Source organism: Flavobacteriales bacterium, from assembly GCA_016715895.1.
In the GTDB taxonomy this organism is placed as follows: domain Bacteria; phylum Bacteroidota; class Bacteroidia; order Flavobacteriales_F; family PHOS-HE28; genus PHOS-HE28.
The window spans coordinates 1,649,523-1,666,918 of the sequence record JADJXH010000003.1; the positions used below are offsets into that span (position 1 = coordinate 1,649,523).

A 17,396-nucleotide genomic window follows, 5' to 3' on the forward strand; every position below is an offset into this window, starting at 1 on the left:
GGGGGATCCGCGGAGGCCTGTCGCATGCCTCTTGGAGGCATGACGCAAGGTTCCGGTAACGCGGCGCCCGGGACCGAAAAAAAGCCGCCCCGGCCCCCACGTATGGGAGGCCGGGGCGGCATGCTCGGGCCGCAGGCCTCAGCCCTTCACGGGCGTGGGCTTGGTGCCGATGTGCTGCTCGAGGAACTTCTCCATGGCGCCGTAGAACTCGAAGCGGTTCTCCTCATTGCGGAAGCCGTGGCCCTCGTTGTCCTTCACCATGTACTTCACCTCCACGCCGCGGGCCTGCAAGGCCTCCACCACCTGGTCGCTCTCGGCCTTGTTCACACGCGGGTCGGTGGCGCCCTGCGCGATGAAGAGGGGGCACTTGATGCGGTCCACGAAGAACACCGGGCTGGCCTCACGCAGCAGCAGGCTGTCCGCCTTGGGGTCGCCCACCATCTCGTACATCATCTTCTTGAAGGGCTCCCAATAGGGCGGCACGGTGTTCATGAAGGTGAACATGTTGCTCACGCCCACATAGTCCACGGCGCAGGCGTAGAGGTCGGGGGTGTAGGTGATGCCCGCCAGGGTGGCATAGCCGCCGTAGCTGCCGCCGTAAATGGCGATGCGGGTGCTGTCGGCGATGCCCTGGTCCTTCAGCCATTCCACACCGTCCGTGATGTCGTCCTGCATGGTCTTGCCCCACTGCTTGAAGCTCTTCTCCCAGAAGGCGCGGCCGTAGCCTGTGCTTCCGCGGAAGTTCATCTGCAGCACGGCATAGCCGCGGTTGGCCAGCATCTGCACCTCGGGGTTGAAGCCCCACTCGTCGCGGGCCCAGGGACCGCCGTGCGGGTTGATCACCACGGGCAGGTCCTTCGCCTCGCGCCCCACAGGCAGCGTGAGGTAGCCGTGCACCGTAAGGCCGTCGCGGGTGGTGTAGCTGATGGGCTTCATCTCGGCCATCTGGTCCTCGTCGATCCACGGACGCTGCACGGCCATCAGTTCCAGCTTGTCGGCCGTGACATCATAGAAGTAGTAGCGGCCCGGCTGGCGGTCGCTGCCGGCCCACACCATGAACTTGGTCTCGTCGTCGTTCTCCCCATAGATCCAGTGGTCGTAGCCCTCGAACTTGGGGGCGAGCTTGTCGTACAGCGCCTGGGTCTGCGGGTCCAGGATGCGGCGTTCCTCCTTCCACCCGGTCCAGGTCACCATGGTGAGCACCTTGCGCTTGTCGCTGTAGTCCAGGCTGGACACGTCGTAGTCCTTCTCCTCGTGGATGAGGCGCGTTTCCTTCTTCCCGGCCAGGTCCCACTCCACCACGGCGGTCTTGTCGCGGCCGTTGAGGTTGTGGCTCACGTACAGGTTGGCGTTGTCGAAGGTGAAGAACAGCGGGTTCCAGCTGTCCTTGAACCCGGTGCGCATGTACTCGGTGAAGGGCTCCTTGTCCGTCGCGCGGTAGTACACCACCTGGTCGGTGCCGTCGGTCTTGGTGGCCATGCGGATCACGCCATTGTGGTCGGTGATCCAGCCTTCGAAGTTCTCCTTGCTGTTGTCGTAGAGGGGCTTCAGCTCGCCGGTGGCGATGTCGCACAGGTAGGGATCGAAGACCTGGGGATTGCGCTGGTTCATCTGCAGCATCACCTTGGTCTCCATGCCCGGCACGTTGTGCAGGCGGTCGAGGGTGCCGGCCCGCACACCGGAGAGGGGGGTCAGGGCCTTGGCATCCTTGCCGTCGATGCTGGCGCTGAACACGATGAAGTTCTCATCGCCGTTCACGTCGCGGCTGTACACCAGGCGGTCGCCCTTCCAGAAGTAGCCGCCGATGTCGCGCACCGTGTCGTGGGTCACCTGGGTGGCCACGCTGTCGCCGATGCGCTGCACGAAGAGGTTCATGCGGTTCTTCCACGGAGCCCGGTAGCTGAAATGGCTGCCGTCGGGGCTGATCTGGAAGCCGGCCTTCTCGGGGTTCTTGAAGAAGAGCTTCATGTCGATCACGGGTGGCGGTTGCACGGCGGCCGTGGACCGGCCGGCGGGCTGATCGGCGTCGCCGCACGAGGCCAGCAACAGGCCGGCGAACAGACCGAGAGGAAGGAGGTAGCGCATCATCGGGGGTTTGGTGGGGAGCAAAGGTCTTCGCCCGCACCCCATCCCCACCGCACGATCCATGGAACGTTGTCCGGTGGGATGGACCGTTGGCCCGGTGGATGAACGGCGGTCAGCGCCGGTAGCGGAGGACGCGCACCCCCCGGTCCGCCTCCACGGCATCAGGCTCGCCCAGACGTTGCCGCAGGGCGTGCTCCAGCGCCAGCTCGGGATCCACAAGCCGCGCACCGGCGTCCACCAGCACCAGGGTGTCCTCCAGGGTGGCCACGGCGGGCGGCTGCGCGGGATCATCGACCGGATGGATGCCGCGGGCCGCGAGGGCCTCGGTCCAGGTGGCGGTGTGGGCGAACAGGGCGGGATCCACGTGCCAGGCATAGGTGTGGGCGTACCAGGCGGGGATCAGCAGCACCGGAGCGCGGCCCTTGGCCATGGCCTGCGCCACCGCCACAACCCGCTCGGGCCGCCCCTCAGGACCACGTCCCGGTTCGAAGGTGAGGGCCATGCCGCCCACACCCACGGCCGCGAGAGCCCAACCCACCTGCCGCCACGGGGCCGCGTTCAACAGGGCATGGGCCACCAGCAGGCACCAGCCCGGCGCCGCGAAGAGCAGGTAGCGATCCAGGAACACCGGCACCCGTTGGCTCAGCACGAAGAGGCCCAGCAGCGGGAGCAGCGCCCACAGCAGGCCCACGGACCACAGCGCTCCACGTCCTTCGCGCCGAAGGGAGGCCGCCGCGATCGCCGCGAGGAAGAGCAGCACCAGCACCGGGGCGTTGCTCCACCGCCAGAGCATGTTGTACACCTCCTCGGGCGGCGGCACGGTGAGCCAGGTGCCCTGTCCCACGGACCGGCTGAAGCGCTCGAACAGCACGGCGGCATAGGGGATGTACGCGAGCAGTGCCACCCCGGCGGCAAGGGCCAGGGTGCGACGGGCCGGCCGCAGGGCGGGCACCAGCAGCACCAGCAGGGCCTGCACGCCCAGCATCAGCCAGCCGAAGAAGTGGGCGTACACCATGGCCACGTTGAGCAGGGCGAGCACGGGCAGGGCGGCACGTGGAGGCCGCGGGACGGCCTGCGCCACCCGCACCAGCTGCCATACACCGGCCACAGCAAGGAGCTGGAACAGCGGATAGGCCCGCACTTCATGGGCGAACCCCTGCTGGTAGCTGCTGCAGATGAAGAGCAGGACGGCCGCGAACCCGGTCACCCGCCCACCGAGCGCACGACCGATCAGGAAGAGCGGCCAGGCGGTGAGGCCGGAAGCCACCACGCTGGGCATCCGAAGCCAGGCCACATCGTGACCGGCGAACGGCAGCACGGCCTTCACCAGCAGGAAATGGAGCGGCGGGTTGTTCTCCTGGCGCAGCTGCGCGAAGAGCTCGGCCAGCGGACGGTGCGCCCAGTACACGGTGAAGGGTTCGTCGTGCGCCAGGCCCACCAGGCCTACGAAGAGGCTGCGCACCACCAGCGCCAGCGCCACCAACGCGACCATCGCCAGGGCGTCCGCAGGCAGGCGCTTCATGGTCGCCGGTGCATCAGGTGGTGCGGACCGATGCCCGGCAGCACGAAGGCCTCTCCTTCCACGGCGAACCCGAGACCGGAGTAGAACCCGCTGGCGGAGGTGCGGGCGTTGCACCACAGCAGGTCGCCCCCTTCGGCGCGCACGGCCTCCAGTGCTTCATGCACGAGCAGGGCGCCCACCCCCTGCCCCTGCCTGTCGGGATGCACGGCCATGCCACGCAGCCGGAACGGCTTCGCCGCAGGAAGCTGGGCACAGGCTTCGGCATACACCGATGCGATGCCCACGAGCGCGTCATCGGCCCAGGCGCCGAGGTGGATGGTGCTCGCATCGGTGTCGTGCGGAAAGTCGCAGTCCTCCACCGGCCGGCCGGGCCGCAGCACCAGCTGGCGCAGGGGCCAGGTGGCCCGGGCGGGGATCCGGGTGGTGCGCATGCGTGCAAAATAGGTCGCGTGGATCAACGCGGCCGCCGGGTTCCCAAGCGCTCGTCCAACACCTCCACCGCCAACGCGGCGCGCGTGCTGTCGATCAGCCCCACACCCGTGTGCGGCGCCTCGCCGATCACGCGGCCGCCGAGCATGAGCTGCGCCGCGTCGGTCGCCAGATGGACGTGCACCGTGTCCACCTCGATGGTCGTGCAGCGGGCCGTGCCGGGCAGGGTGAGGCCGCCCGGCAGTGCGGTCCGCTCGCACACCCGCCAGGACCCTGTCGTCGGATCGGGGGTGGCGCTGCGGGGCGGGAACACGAGCGCCGACGCGAGGGCCATCGGGAGGACCAACAGCCCGACCACACGGCCGACGGCCACCCAGGCCGGGATGCGGAACGCGGATGCGATCACCGCGGCCAACGCACCGGACAACAAGGCGTAGCCCACCGCCACGGCCAGCCGCAAGGGCAGGGTCGGCGCCGCATGCACCACGGTGTACGGATCGGCGAGCAGGTAGCCCGCCCGCCAGGGCAGCAGGAAGGCCGAGCCTGGATGCCCGTCCAGCAGCAGCTTCCCCACCCACCAGTAGGCCAGCCGGGCGCCGCCCACCAGGCCCAGCCCCAGCAGCGTGAAGTGCAACGCCGAACGCGTGTTCTCGTCCAGCGAGGGCCTCATGCACGCGGTGTGATCAGCGGATGTAGCGCAGGTCGTGGTCGTTGCGCAGGGCGCGCAGGCTGGCGTGGATCAGCTTGATCACCTGCTCCACGTCGTTGCGGTGCACGCTCTCCACCGTGGTGTGCATGTAGCGCAGGGGCAGGCTGATGAGCGCACTGGGCACACCGGCGGCGCCATAGGCGAAGGCATCGGTGTCCGTGCCCGTGGCGCGGCTGGCGGCCATGCGCTGGAAGGGGATCTTGTTCCGTGTCGCGGTGTCCACGATCAGCTTCAGCAGGTTGTTGTGCACGGCGGGCGCGTAGCTCAGCACGGGACCCTGCCCGCAGGCGATGTCACCGTTCTGCACCTTGTTCATCAGCGGCGTCTGCGTGTCGTGCGTCACATCGGTCACGATGGCCACGTTCGGGCGGATGCGCTCCACGATCATCTCGGCACCGCGCAGGCCCACCTCCTCCTGCACGCTGTTGGTGATGTACAGTCCGAAGGGCAGACGCTTGCGCTCGGCATGCAGCAGGCGGGCCACCTCGGCGATCATGAAGCCGCCGATGCGGTTGTCCAGGGCCCGGCCCACGAAGTGGCGCCCGTTCAGCACCATGAACTCGTCCTCATAAGTGATCACGCAGCCCACGTGCACGCCCAGCTTCTCCACCTCCTCCTTGCTGCTGCAGCCGCAGTCCAGGAAGATGTTGTCCAGCGCGGGCACCGGGTCGTTCTTGCCGTTGCGCACGTGGATGGCGGGCCAGCCGAACACGGCCTTCACGATGCCCTTCTCGGTGTGGATGTTGACGCGCTTGCTGGGGGCGATGAGGTGATCGCTGCCGCCGTTGCGGCGCACGTAGATGAAGCCCTCCTTGGTGATGTAGTGGACGAACCAGCTGATCTCGTCGGCGTGGGCCTCGATCACCACCTTGAACTTCGCGTCGGGGTTCACCACGCCCACGGCGGTGCCATAGGCATCGGTGAAGTGGTCGTCCACATAGGGCCGCAGGTAGTCGAGCCACAGGCGTTGGCCGCTGGTCTCGAAGCCCGTGGGGCTGGCGTTGTTGAGGTAGGTCTCCAGGAACTCCATCGAGGCGGGCCCGAGGATGCTGGCGGGTTTGGACGGTCGGGAGGGGCGTGCGGTGCGCTTGGCCATGGGAAGTAAGGAAGCCGCATCTGGCGCGGCGGGGCGAAAGTAGCCGCACGCTTGGCGGTTGAACATTCCCGGGCGACCTTCGTATGAACAGCGCTTCGGCGAAAACCACCGGCCATGACCCTGCGTGCCCTCCCCCTCCTGCTGCTGTCGCTCTGCGCCGTGCTGGTGCGGGCGCAGGGCAACATCCCCTTCGACCGCGACCACATCGCGGACAAGGCCGCCCTGGACAACGCGCTGCGGGCGATGCAGCAGGCGGACAAGCTGGCCGAGGCCGGTGGTGCGGCCTACGCACAGGCGCTGCCGCTGTACCTGCAGGCCCATGCCGTGAACCCCGACAACGCCGAGCTGAACGTGCGCATCGGGCTCTGCCACCTGAACGGGGAGCAGCGCCACGAGGCGGCCGAATGGTTCCTGCGGGCGGCGGCGCTCGATCCGGCCATGCCGCGCGTGCACTTCCTGTGCGGCTACGCGCTGCAGCTCAACGGCCGGTGGGACGAGGCCATCGCGGAGTATGAGGACCACAAGGTGCGCACAGCGCGCAACCCCGATCCCGAACCGGCCTACAACATGGCCGACAAGCTCCTGGCCGAATGCCGCAACGGCAAAGCCCTGGCCGCCAGGCCGGCGAACGTGCGCGTGACCAACCTGGGTGCGCGCATCAACAGCCAGGAGAGCGATTACGGCGTGCTGCTCACCGCCGATGGTGGCACCCTCTTCTACACCTCGCGCCGGTCCAACACCACCGGGGGCAAGATCAACAAGGCCACCAACGAGTACTTCGAGGACGTGTACGTGAGCACGCACGGCGATCAGGGCTGGAGCGACCCCGTTCCGCTGCCCGAGCCGGTGAACACGCCGATCAACGATGCCTCGGTGGGCCTGTTCAACGATGGGCGCACCATGCTGATCTACCGCGACGTGAAAGGCACCGGCGACCTCTTCGAGACCAAACGCACCGGCAAGACCTGGAGCGAGCCCCGTCCGCTGGGCCCGAACGTGAACACGCGCTACCACGAGAGCAGCGCCTGGTACAGCTTCGACCGGCAGTGGCTCTACTTCGTGAGCGACCGTCCGGAGGAGGGCCTCGGCGGACAGGACATCTACCGCAGCAAGTGGGACGCCGCCGCACAGGACTGGGGGCCGGCCGAGAACCTCGGGCCCACCATCAACACGCGCTTCGATGAGGACGGCATCTTCGTGCATCCCGATGGGCGCACGATCTACTTCAGCAGCAAGGGCCACAACAGCATGGGCGGCTACGACATCTTCCGCAGCGCGCTGGAAGGCGGCCAGTGGTCGAAGCCGGAGAACCTGGGCTGGCCGGTGAACGGTGCGGACGACGACCTGTTCTTCGTGATGAACGCCAGCGGCAGCACGGGCTACTTCAGCTCGCTGCGCCCGGGCGGCCTGGGTGAGGACGATGTCTACCAGGTGGAGTTCCTGCCCGATCCGTCCGCACAGGAGACGGCCACCGCCGCCACCGCCGTGGATGCGACCCCGGCGCCCACGATGGCCACCGTGCTGGTGAAGGGTTGGGTGAAGGACCTGCGCGCCCTCAAGGGCCTGGAGGCCGACATCGACCTGCTGGACCTCGCCGACGCCAGCCTGGTGGCGCGGTTCCAGAGCGACCGGGAGACGGGCGAGTTCATGGCCACGGTACCGGCGGGCCGCGCCTACGCCCTGCATGTCCGCGCCAACGGCTACCTCTTCCACAGCCAGCACATCGAGGTGGGCGCGGAAGGCACGGTGGAGCTGGCGCTGGAGGTGGGCATGAAGCCGCTGGAGGTGGGCGGTGTGGAAGTGATGCGCAACCTGTTCTTCGATCGCGACAAGGCCGAGCTGCAGCCGGGGTCGCATGCGGAACTGGCCCAGTTGAAGCAGCTGCTCACCGACAACCCGGACCTGCGGCTGGAGGTGGGCGGCCACACGGACAGCGACGGCAGCGCCGAGCACAACCTGAAGCTCTCGCAGGCCAGGGCGCAGGCCGTGGTGGACCACCTCACCGCGCAGGGCATCCCGGCCGACCGGCTGGAGGTGAAGGGCTACGGGCCCACGCAGCCGGTGGCACCGAACGACAGCGCCGCCAACAAGGCGCGCAACCGCCGCACGGAGATCCGCATCCTGGGTCAGTAGCCGCGCACGAGCTTCACGCCCGCACCGCCCGCACCGCGCAGGGTGTACGTGCCTGCCGCCGCGTCGCGCAGGTCCACGCGCAGCTCACCGCCCGCAGGTGCCAGCAGGCCGTCACGCACCACGCGCCCCAGCCCGTCCAGCACCCACCAGCGCTCGCCCGCCGGAGCGCCCATCAGCGTGTACACGCCATCACCATCGCTGCGCAGCCGCAGCTCCGGGGCCGGACGGGCGGGCAGGCCCACCGAGGCGTCCACACAGAAGGGCGTGCTCTCCTCCATGCCGAAGCTGGCACCGTCCGCGATGAAGCCCGTGAACGCGCCCGTCACCGTGTAGCTGCCGTTGCCCGCGTCGCAGCACATGCCGTCGCCATAGGAGTCGTGCATGATGAAGGTGTAGCAGCCCGCGTCGAGGCAGGCCGTGGCCGTCAGTGTGGCCGTGCTGATCTGCCCGTTGTAGGGCCCGCCGGTGGCCACCACCAGGCCGTTGTCGTCCACGATGCTCCACGCGGTCTCGCCGGCGTACTGGTCGAACTCCAGCTCCACCTGGATCTCCTCGGGCCTCACCTCCACATCCACCGTGCGCGTCTCCGTATCGCTGCCGAAGGTGTTGCTCACCGTGAGGCTCACGGTATAGGAGCCGCTCGCGGGGTAGGTCACCTCGGGGGAGGCATCGGTGCTGGTGGACGGATCGCCGCCGGGGAACTGCCAGCTCCAGCCGGGCGCGGCCTCCAACGCCAGGTCGTGGAAGGTGACCGCGCCACCGCCGCAGACCACATCGCTCTCCGTGCGGAAGGCGGCCACCGGGGGATCGCTGCTGGGGCTGTACACCGGAGTGCGCCACACGCCGCGGCCATACGTGGCGGCGTAGAGCCACTGTCCCGTGCCGTCCAGCTCCAGCTCCATCACCACCACGGCGGGCAGGCCCTGGCCGAAGGGCTGCCAGTTGCCCAGCGTGGCATCGCGGTAGAACACGCCGAGGTCGGTGCCCACGTACAGGCCGTCGTTCGCTCCGGTCAGCACCACGGTGTTCACCGGCACGTTGGGCAGGTTGCCGCTGTGGTCGGTCCACGTGTTGCCGCCGTCCACGCTGCGGAACACCTTCACGCCTTCGCGGAAGCCGGAGCAGGTCACCGTCACCCGGTCGGCATCCGTGGGGTCGATGGCGATGGCCGTGAGCGCCTGGGCCGGAAGTCCGGTGAGAATGTCCCAGGTGGCGCCGCCATTGGTGCTGCGCCGCAGGGCGCCATCGTTGCTGAAGTAGATGACATCGGGGTCCGTGGGGGCCACGGCGATGGCGCGCACCTTGCGGCCGGTGGTGATGTTGCTGATGTTGGTCCACGAGTCGCCCAGGTCGTTGCTGCGCCACAGGTTGTTGTAGCCGGCGTAAAGGCGGCCCGGGACGCTGGGATCCTGGATGTAGGGCGTCACCCACGCGCCTTCCTCGGGGATGGTGAAGCTCACGCTGCCGAAGCTCTGCCCGCCATCGAAGGAGCGGTAGATGGATCCGTATTGCGCGCTGCAGAAGCGCACCAGCGGATCATCCTTGTCCACCAGCCCTTCCATGCCGTCGCCGCCCTGCACATGCGTCCACACACTGTTCTCCCACTGCATGCTGCCGTTGTCCTGCAGGCCGCCCACCACCAGACCGGTCTGGGCGGACGCTACCCCGATGCGGTAGACCTGCGACACCTCGAGGCCGGCGCTCAGGTCGAACCAGTCGGCACCACCGTTGGGGCTGCGGAAGAAGCCCCCGTCGCTCCCACAATAGAGCTGGCCGTTGGCGAGCTGCAGGTGATGGATGTCGGCATGGGTGTAGCCCACGGTGCTGGGCCAGGTCCAGTGGCTCATGTTGGTCCAGGTGGTGCCCCCGTTGACGCTCTTCCACACGTTGATGCCGCCGGCGTAGAGGGTGCCGGCGTTCACGGGATCGGCCGTGAGGGCGAGATCGTACCACGCCTGGCCGCCGCTGTCGTTGCCCGTTTCCGAGTAGCCCATGATGTTGGGCGCGGTGCTGCGCGTGGTGAAGGTGCTGCCGCCGTCGGTGCTGCGGTAGAGCCCCTGGAAGCCACCATCGTCCTCGCGCCCGGCGAGCACATACACCAGCTGCGGATCGGCCGGCGTCACCGCCAGGGCCATGCGCACCACGAGACCTGCGCCGGGCAACCCGCTGGTGATGGTGCTGAAGGTGGCGCCGCCGTCGGTGCTGCGGTGCACCTGATCGCTGGTGGCGTACACCACCGATGGGTCACCGGGCTTGAAGGCCACGTCGAAGAAGTTGCCCAAGGCGACGCGCTGCCAGGAGGATCCGGCATCCGTGGTGCGATACAGACCGATGTTGGCCGCGCAGAACAGGACGTCCGGATCGGTGGGATGCATCACCAGCCGGCGCGTGGTGCGCACCTGATGCACGTCCCAGTCCAGGCCGGTGGGGTTCCAGGTGGCACCCCCATCGGTGCTCTTCAGCACGCCCAGGGCGTAGGTATCGCGCGAGTAACCGTCACCGGTGGCGATGTAGAGCGTGCTGGCATCGGTGGGATGCAGCGCGATGCCGGTGATGCCGAGCGAGGGCAGGTCCTGGCCCAGCGCGTTCCAATTGACGCCGCCATCCGTGGTGCGCCACAACCCGCCTGACGGCGTGCCCACGTAGATGGTGTTGGGGTCCAGCGGCGACACGGCGGCGGTGTGCACGCGCCCGTTGCCGGGGTTGTAGCTCCACGAGTCCCATGCCGCAGGTCCGATCGGTTGCCAGGCGGCGCTCTTGGGCGCGGCGGGGACGGGCATGCGCTTCACCTGCTTCCAGGCCCGGGCATACGCGCCGGGATCGGGACGCACCCCTTCGGGATGCAGGCGCTGCGACCAGAACCAGGCCTCGCGGGCGAAGACGTTGCGACCCTTACCGCGCTCGGGCGCGCGCCTGGCGAAGTGGTCGGCGTGGGCCTGCTCCACCTGATGGAGCGGCACCGCGGGGTCGTGGTACATCCGCACCCAATCCTGCCCCATGGACGGCCAGGGCAACAAGGCGGCAAGGAGGAAGGGAACGGCGGGGATCGTGCGCATGTGCCCAAATTTACCGCCGGATGAGCGACCTCCACGACCGGTCCCCGTTGCAGGTGGTGCGCACGGCGGATGGCTCCAGCACGCTGCTCGATCCGTCGCTGGACGAGCCGTACCACAGCCTCCATGGCGCGCTGCAGGAATCGTGGCACGTGTTCATCGTCAACGGCCTGCGCGCGGTGGACGGGCCCGATGTGGACGTGCTGGAGGTGGGTCTGGGCACGGGCCTCAACATGCTGCTCACCTGGTTGCAATGCGTGGAGGGCAAATGCCGCGTGCGCTATACGGCGCTGGAGCCGCACCCCCTCCCCCGCCCCCTGCTGCAGGCGGTGGACCATTGCACGCAATGCGGTGTGCCCACGCTCACCGACGCCTGGCTCGACGCGATCACCGCAGCCCCCGACACCCTGACCGAAGGGCTCGGGGGATTCCGCTTCAGCTGGCGGAAGACCGGAGTGGAAGCGCTCGCGGACGAAGCGGCCTTCGACGTGGTGTACTTCGACGCGTTCGCCCCACGCAAGCAGCCGGACCTGTGGACGGCCGCCGTGTTCAGCCGGTTGTTCACGGCCCTGCGCCCCGGCGGCGTGCTGGTGACTTACAGCGCCAAGGGCGAGGTGCGCCGCACGCTGGAGGCCGTCGGGTTCCGGGTGGACAAACCCACCGGGCCGCCCGGCAAACGCCACATGCTGCGCGCCCGCAAGCCGGACTGAACCATGGCCCACTTCACCCTTCGCGTCTATGGACTGCTGGTGCACGCCGGGCAGGTGCTGGTGGCCGATGAGCTGATCCGCGGACAGCGCATCACCAAGTTCCCCGGTGGCGGGCTGGAGTACGGCGAGGGGCTGAAGGACTGCCTGGTGCGCGAGATCCGCGAGGAGCTCGGTGTGGACGCCTTCGACCTGGAGCACGTCTACACCACCGACTTCTTCCAGCAGAGCACCTTCCACAGCACGCCCATGCAGGTGGTGAGCGTGTACTACACCTTCCGCACCACCGACCCGGCGGGGCTGCGCGTGGTCAGCGAGCCGTTCGCGGGCATCGGCGAGGGCGCGGACCAGGAGGTGTTCCGCTGGCTGGCCTTGGACAGCGCGCGGATCGAGGACGTGAGCCTGCCGATCGACCGGGTGGTGCTGGGCCAACTGCTCGACACCGTGCACCGGAGCGAAGCGCGGAACGTGTAGCTTCACGCTGGGCCGTCCCATCACCCACCGACGCCATGCGCGCCCCTTCGCTGAACGCACCGCTCCTGCTCCTCGCGCTGCTGCCCTCCATCGCCGGCGCCTTCGATGGCAGCGGCACCCTGGTGTCGCAGGGCCTCACCCGCAGCTTCATCTACCACGCACCGGGCGCGGCGGTGGCCCCCGGGCGCCCGCTGTTGATCGCGCTGCACGGCACCGGCGGCACGGGGGCGGGCCTGCGCGCTGCGAGCGGGTTGGACGCCGCGGCGGACGCGTACGACCTCACGGTGGTGTACCCCAACAGCACCACCATCGGCGGCGACCTGCAATGGAACGTGTACGTCGACGATCAGCCGGGCCATGGCGGCGTGGGCGACCTGAACGCCACGGACGACGTGCAGTTCATCAGCGAGCTCATCGACTGGTTCTGCGGTGAACACGACATCGATGCCACCCGGGTCTATGTCACCGGCCACAGCAACGGCGGCTTCATGGTGTACCAGCTGGCGCTCCATCTGGCGGACCGCATCGCGGCCTTCGCACCGGTGGCCGGCAGCCTGTGGGGCGACAACACCTACCTGAACACGGCCTTGGGCGCCGGCTTCACCCCGGTCCCGCTCTTCCATGTGCACGGCGATCCCGATCCGGTGGTGGAATACCCGGACGCGGACCATGACCCGGACACGTGGAACTGGCCGCTCAGTTCCTTCGGCAGCGCCACCTGCGGGGAGGACGCCTACCTCCCCTACCCCATCTCGCCCACGGTGGACCAGCTGGTGTTCTGTGACGGCAGTGTGGGCCAGCCGGTGAACCTGATCCGCATCCAGGGAGTGGGCCATGCGTGGCCGAACGATCCCGGCTTCAACACGGCGATGGGCATCGTGGGCTTCTGTGCGGTGCGGCAGCTGCCGGGCGCGGCCTGTGCCACCAGCGTGGAGGAACCGGAGGGCGCAGCGGTGCTGCTGGTGCATCCGGTGCCCGCGCGCGACGCCCTCACCTTCCGCCAGGCTCCGGCCGCGGGTGCCCTGCTCACCATCGTGGACCTCACCGGGCGCGTGCTGCTGCAGGAACGGTCCACCGGCGCCGCCGTGCTGCCGCTGCCCGGCCTGCGCGCGGGGCAGTACGTGCTGCTGGTGCGCGACGGGGATCGTCCCGAACTGCGCATCCCCTTCACCGTGGGGTGATCCGCCCTAGGCCCCGATGCGCCGCTGCACGAAGGCGCTCACCTTCTCGTAGAGGTCCTCGGGCTCGAAGGTGCGCCAGTCCACCTGGTCCAGCGTGCCGCCCAGCAGGAAGTACTGGTCGATGTTGGCCGCCTTGAGGTCGTCGCGCACATGCTCCCTGAAGTTGAGCAGGGCGATCCAGCCGTCGCGGTCGCTCACCTCCTCGAACCACTCCTCGTAGTAGCTCTCGTCGCTGGCGTGGAAGTTCAGCACGTTCTCGCCGATGAGGATGAAGCGTTCGATGCCCTGGTCCATCAGGGGTTCCACGATGTCGCGCTTCAGGAACATGACGTCGTTGCCCAGCAGGTCGTTCCACTCGCCGATGAGCTCCAGCACGGCCCAGCCCGCGTCGTAGTCGGCGAAGAGCACCTTGAGGTAGAGCGTGGCCGAGCCGAACTCGTCCCACTGCGGATGGATGGCGTGGTCGTACACGGCATGCGTGAACTCGAGCTCGCTGTGCTCGCGGCCGAAGAAGGGCGAGCGTTCGTCCTCCTCGCTGATGTAGCGGTGGCGCCAGTTCCAGAAGGGTTCGAGGGTGTGCACGGCGGCGCAAAAGTAGCGCGCCCGCCTGCGGTGACCGGCGGTTGACGCTGCCACGGGCGCGCGGACCGGGCGAAGTATCTTGCCCGCCCTTGTTGACCGCCATGCTGCACCACCGCCTCCCCGCCGCGCTCCTTCTTTCATGCATGGGCCTCCTTGCCCTTGCGCAGAAGCCCCTCACCAACCGCGAGATCTGGGCCTCGCCCACCTTCAGCACCGAGTTCGTGGGCGGCCTGGAGGGCATGCGCGACGGCGAGCACTACACGGCACTGGAGGAGGAGAACGGCGCGCCGGCCATCGTGCAGTACGCCTACCGCACCGGGGAGAAGGTGACCACCCTGGTGGCGGGCCAGGACCTGGTGCCCGCCGGCGCCAGCGCGCCCATCGACGTGGACGGCTACAGCTTCAGCGCCGACGAGAAGAAGGTGATGCTGCGCACGGGCACCGAGCCGCTGTACCGCTACAGCTATTTCGCCGAGCACCACATCCTGGACCGGGGCACGCGCACCCTGCGTCCGTTGAGCGACCCCGCGAAGGGCAAGCAGCGGCTGGCCACCTTCAGCCCGGACGGCAGCAAGGCCGCCTTCGTGCGTGACAACGACCTGTACGTGGTGGACCTGTCCACGATGACCGAGACGCGTGTGACCAGCGACGGTGCGCTGAACCGCGTGATCAACGGCGCCACCGACTGGGTGTACGAGGAGGAATTCGCCCTGGTGCAGGGCTACCAGTGGAGCCCCGCCGGCACGCAGCTCCTCTTCCTGCGCACCGATGAGACGGCCGTGCCGGAGTTCGACCTCACCTACTACGAGAACCGCCTCTATCCGCGCGAATACCGCTTCAAGTACCCCAAGGCCGGCGAGCAGAACAGCACGGTGTCCCTGTACGTGTACGACACCCGCAACGGCGTCACCCGCGCGGTGGGCATGGGCGAGACCTTCAGCGAGACCTACATCCCGCGCTTCGGATGGACCACCAAGGACGACGTGCTGTGGTACATGCTGATGGACCGCCTGCAGCGGACGAAGGTGCTGTTCACGGCGTGGATGGCCTACCCGCCCCCGCCGCAGATCGGCGTCATCACCAAGGAGATCTACCGGGAGACGAGCCCCACCTATGTGGAGGTGACGGACGACCTGCATTTCCTGGAGGACGGCAGCGGCTTCATCCTCACCAGCGAGAAGGACGGGTGGAACCACATCCAATGGTGCAGCATGGACGGCAAGGTGCAGCGCGCGCTGACGCAGGGCGAATGGGACGTGCTGGCCGTGCAGGGCGTGGACGCCGCGCGCAAGCGGGTGCTCTTCACCGCCAGCAAGCGCAGCCCGCGCGAACAGGAGGTGTACGCCGTGGGGCTGGGCGGCAAGGGGCTGGTGCAGCTGAGCCCGCCGGGCGGCTACAACGATGCGGAATGGAGCGAGGGCTTCCGCTACTTCATCAACACGCGCAGCACGGCCAACGAACCGCCGGTGATCACCCTGCTGGACGCCGACGGCAAGCTGGTGAAGACGCTGAAGGACAACGCCGCCCTGCGCGAGCGGATGGCCCCCTTCGCCCTGCAGCCGCGGGAGTTCTTCCAGTTCACCACGCCGGGCGGTGTGACGCTGAACGGCTGGATGATCAAGCCGCCGGGCTTCGATGCGGCGAAGAAGTACCCCGTGTTCATGACGCAGTACAGCGGCCCCAACAGCAACGAGGTGCTGGACCAGTGGGAGGGCCGCGGCGGGCTGTGGCACCAGCTGCTGGCGCAGCAGGGCTATGTGGTGGCCTGCGTGGACCCGCGCGGCACCGGCCGCCGGGGCAAGGCCTTCCGCCACATCACCTATGGCCAGTTGGGCAAATACGAAACGGAGGACCAGATCGCGGCCGCACAATGGCTCGCGCAGCAGCCCTATGTGGACGGCACGCGCATCGGCATCCAGGGCTGGAGCTACGGCGGCTACATGAGCAGCCTGTGCATCACCAAGGGCGCCGACGTGTTCAAGGCCGCCATCGCCGTGGCCCCGGTGACCAACTGGCGCTACTACGACACCATCTACACGGAACGCTACATGGGCCTGCCGCAGACCAATGCCTCGGGCTACGACGACAACAGCCCCATCAACCACGTGGAGAAGCTCAAGGGCAAGTACCTGCTGATCCACGGCATGGGCGATGACAATGTGCACTTCCAGAACGCCGCCGAGATGACGCTGGCGCTGATCAAGGCCAACAAACCCTTCGACCAGTTCGCCTACCCCGATCGGAACCACGGGATCTACGGCGGGAACACGCGGTTGTTCCTGTACGAGCAGATGACGAACTGGCTGCTGGAGAACCTGTAGAGCATGTGACCATCCCGCTGAGGCGGGACAGGTCGTGACCATGTGGCCATGTGCTCATCCCGCAGGGCGGGACAGGTCGTGCCCGTGTGGCCATTCCGAAGGGCGGGAGCGGAAAGGAAGAAGGAACAAGGAGGAAGAGCCAGGGTGGAAAAGATGAAAGCTGAAAGCTGAAAGAAGGGGCGACCTGACGGCGGTGGTGGACAAGCACTCACGCAGAGGGGCAGAGGACGCAGAGCAATTCCTGATCACCGTCACTGCGAGGCGCTGTGTGAGCTGGTGCGCGTAGCGCCGTGGCAGTCTCACTTGAAAGGGGATGGAGCACCTCCGGGGAGATCGCTTCAGCGGCAGAGCCCGCTTCGCGAGGACGTAAATGACAAGGGTGCGGAGCATTTCCTGACCGTCACTGCGAGGCGCTGCGCGAGCTGGTGCGCGGGGCGCCGTGGCAGTCTCCCTGAGGTGGACGGGTACACGCTCGGATCAAGCCCCCTCCTGAGCAGCGATCGCTCGCTGCTCCGCACGAGGAGGGGTACGGGGTGGTTTCCGCGTTCTTGAAGCATGCGGCTGGACTGAGTTGAAACCTCCCCCGGCCCCTCCTTGCCCGGCGCGTGGAGCGTTCCACGCGCAGGAGGGGGGTTCACGCGATAGCTGCCGTGGCAGTCTCCCTTGAGAGGGGATAGAGCACTTCCGGGGAGATCGCTTCAGCGGCAGAGCCCGCTTCGCGAGGACGTGTCAGGTAGAGTTCGGAGCATTTCCTGACCGTCACTGCGAGGCGCTGCTCTGGACGGGCAACTTCTGGTGCAGGATCCCTTGGGCCGGGTGATCCACCAACAGCGATTCCAAGGCGAGGTGGAACTCCTTGACCTGGACACGCGTAACTTGGCTACGGGTGTCTACACGGCCATGCTGGAAGCGGACGGCATCCGCGTTGGGGTGACCAAGTTCGAACTTGTTCGATGAAGAGAGATCTGGTCCTAGGAACGCTCTTCGCGGTTGCTCTATTGGGGCCTGCAAGAAGTGGTGCCCAAGAGTACCAGCGCCGGTATGATGCAGCAGGGCAAACAAGGGCGGAAGCCGGTTGGTCTGTCGAATCATTGACTGACAGCA

Annotated in this window: 12 protein-coding genes; 5 read left to right on the plus strand and 7 right to left on the minus strand. The window is 67.9% G+C overall.

Annotated elements, in window-relative coordinates; translation table 11 throughout:
• Positions 1–138: 138 nt before the first annotated feature.
• The 5 genes from IPM49_07265 to IPM49_07285 form a co-directional block, all read right to left on the minus strand.
• The gene (locus tag IPM49_07265) at positions 139–2,088 is read right to left on the minus strand and encodes a S9 family peptidase (protein MBK9274323.1); all 1,950 of its coding nucleotides are present in this window, start codon (positions 2,086–2,088) and stop codon (positions 139–141) included.
• A 109-nt stretch (positions 2,089–2,197) separates the two neighbouring features.
• A complete protein-coding gene (locus IPM49_07270) occupies positions 2,198–3,607 on the minus strand; it encodes a hypothetical protein (protein MBK9274324.1) in 1,410 nt (469 codons plus the stop codon).
• Positions 3,604–4,038, minus strand: a complete 435-nt coding sequence (locus IPM49_07275; protein MBK9274325.1) for a GNAT family N-acetyltransferase — start codon at positions 4,036–4,038, stop codon at positions 3,604–3,606. Before IPM49_07275 ends, IPM49_07270 begins: the two co-directional genes overlap by 4 nt.
• Positions 4,039–4,061: 23 nt before the next feature.
• Complete coding sequence (locus tag IPM49_07280; protein ID MBK9274326.1) at positions 4,062–4,706, minus strand: hypothetical protein; 645 nt, start codon at positions 4,704–4,706, stop codon at positions 4,062–4,064.
• A gap of 13 nt (positions 4,707–4,719) precedes the next feature.
• Positions 4,720–5,841 carry a M42 family metallopeptidase gene (locus IPM49_07285; protein MBK9274327.1) on the minus strand — a complete coding sequence of 374 codons (1,122 nt, stop codon included), beginning with the start codon at positions 5,839–5,841 and terminating at the stop codon, positions 4,720–4,722.
• Positions 5,842–5,955: 114 nt separating this feature from the next.
• On the opposite strand from IPM49_07285, the gene IPM49_07290 reads away from it, so the two are divergent.
• On the plus strand, positions 5,956–7,974 hold the full coding sequence (locus IPM49_07290; protein ID MBK9274328.1) for an OmpA family protein: 2,019 nt from the start codon (positions 5,956–5,958) through the stop codon (positions 7,972–7,974).
• Here the strand turns inward: IPM49_07290 and IPM49_07295 are convergent.
• The gene (locus IPM49_07295; protein MBK9274329.1) at positions 7,968–11,030 is read right to left on the minus strand and encodes a PKD domain-containing protein; all 3,063 of its coding nucleotides are present in this window, start codon (positions 11,028–11,030) and stop codon (positions 7,968–7,970) included. The genes IPM49_07290 and IPM49_07295 overlap by 7 nt on opposite strands.
• 20 nt (positions 11,031–11,050) lie before the next feature.
• On the opposite strand from IPM49_07295, the gene mnmD reads away from it, so the two are divergent.
• From mnmD to IPM49_07310, 3 genes are read left to right on the plus strand one after another with little or no spacing between them, the layout of a single operon-like run.
• Positions 11,051–11,737 carry a tRNA (5-methylaminomethyl-2-thiouridine)(34)-methyltransferase MnmD gene (gene mnmD, locus IPM49_07300; GenBank protein ID MBK9274330.1) on the plus strand — a complete coding sequence of 229 codons (687 nt, stop codon included), beginning with the start codon at positions 11,051–11,053 and terminating at the stop codon, positions 11,735–11,737.
• Positions 11,738–11,740: 3 nt separating this feature from the next.
• A complete protein-coding gene (locus tag IPM49_07305; GenBank protein ID MBK9274331.1) occupies positions 11,741–12,208 on the plus strand; it encodes an NUDIX domain-containing protein in 468 nt (155 codons plus the stop codon).
• A gap of 35 nt (positions 12,209–12,243) precedes the next feature.
• Positions 12,244–13,389 carry a hypothetical protein gene (locus IPM49_07310; protein ID MBK9274332.1) on the plus strand — a complete coding sequence of 382 codons (1,146 nt, stop codon included), beginning with the start codon at positions 12,244–12,246 and terminating at the stop codon, positions 13,387–13,389.
• A 6-nt stretch (positions 13,390–13,395) separates the two neighbouring features.
• Here IPM49_07310 and IPM49_07315 read toward each other — a convergent pair whose 3' ends face one another.
• A complete protein-coding gene (locus IPM49_07315) occupies positions 13,396–13,971 on the minus strand; it encodes a hypothetical protein (protein MBK9274333.1) in 576 nt (191 codons plus the stop codon).
• Between the two features lie 101 nt (positions 13,972–14,072).
• On the opposite strand from IPM49_07315, the gene IPM49_07320 reads away from it, so the two are divergent.
• On the plus strand, positions 14,073–16,292 hold the full coding sequence (locus tag IPM49_07320; GenBank protein MBK9274334.1) for a S9 family peptidase: 2,220 nt from the start codon (positions 14,073–14,075) through the stop codon (positions 16,290–16,292).
• Positions 16,293–17,396 lie beyond the last annotated feature (1,104 nt).

Bases quoted from the DNA above. Each gene is read 5' to 3' on its own strand.
- IPM49_07265 (MBK9274323.1), bottom strand. From the start codon at position 2,088: ATGATGCGCTACCTCCTTCCTCTCGGTCTGTTCGCCGGCCTGTTGCTG.
- IPM49_07270 (MBK9274324.1), bottom strand. From the start codon at position 3,607: ATGAAGCGCCTGCCTGCGGACGCCCTGGCGATGGTCGCGTTGGTGGCG.
- IPM49_07275 (MBK9274325.1), bottom strand. From the start codon at position 4,038: ATGCGCACCACCCGGATCCCCGCCCGGGCCACCTGGCCCCTGCGCCAG.
- IPM49_07280 (MBK9274326.1), bottom strand. From the start codon at position 4,706: ATGAGGCCCTCGCTGGACGAGAACACGCGTTCGGCGTTGCACTTCACG.
- IPM49_07285 (MBK9274327.1), bottom strand. From the start codon at position 5,841: ATGGCCAAGCGCACCGCACGCCCCTCCCGACCGTCCAAACCCGCCAGC.
- IPM49_07290 (MBK9274328.1), top strand. From the start codon at position 5,956: ATGACCCTGCGTGCCCTCCCCCTCCTGCTGCTGTCGCTCTGCGCCGTG.
- IPM49_07295 (MBK9274329.1), bottom strand. From the start codon at position 11,030: ATGCGCACGATCCCCGCCGTTCCCTTCCTCCTTGCCGCCTTGTTGCCC.
- mnmD (MBK9274330.1), top strand. From the start codon at position 11,051: ATGAGCGACCTCCACGACCGGTCCCCGTTGCAGGTGGTGCGCACGGCG.
- IPM49_07305 (MBK9274331.1), top strand. From the start codon at position 11,741: ATGGCCCACTTCACCCTTCGCGTCTATGGACTGCTGGTGCACGCCGGG.
- IPM49_07310 (MBK9274332.1), top strand. From the start codon at position 12,244: ATGCGCGCCCCTTCGCTGAACGCACCGCTCCTGCTCCTCGCGCTGCTG.
- IPM49_07320 (MBK9274334.1), top strand. From the start codon at position 14,073: ATGCTGCACCACCGCCTCCCCGCCGCGCTCCTTCTTTCATGCATGGGC.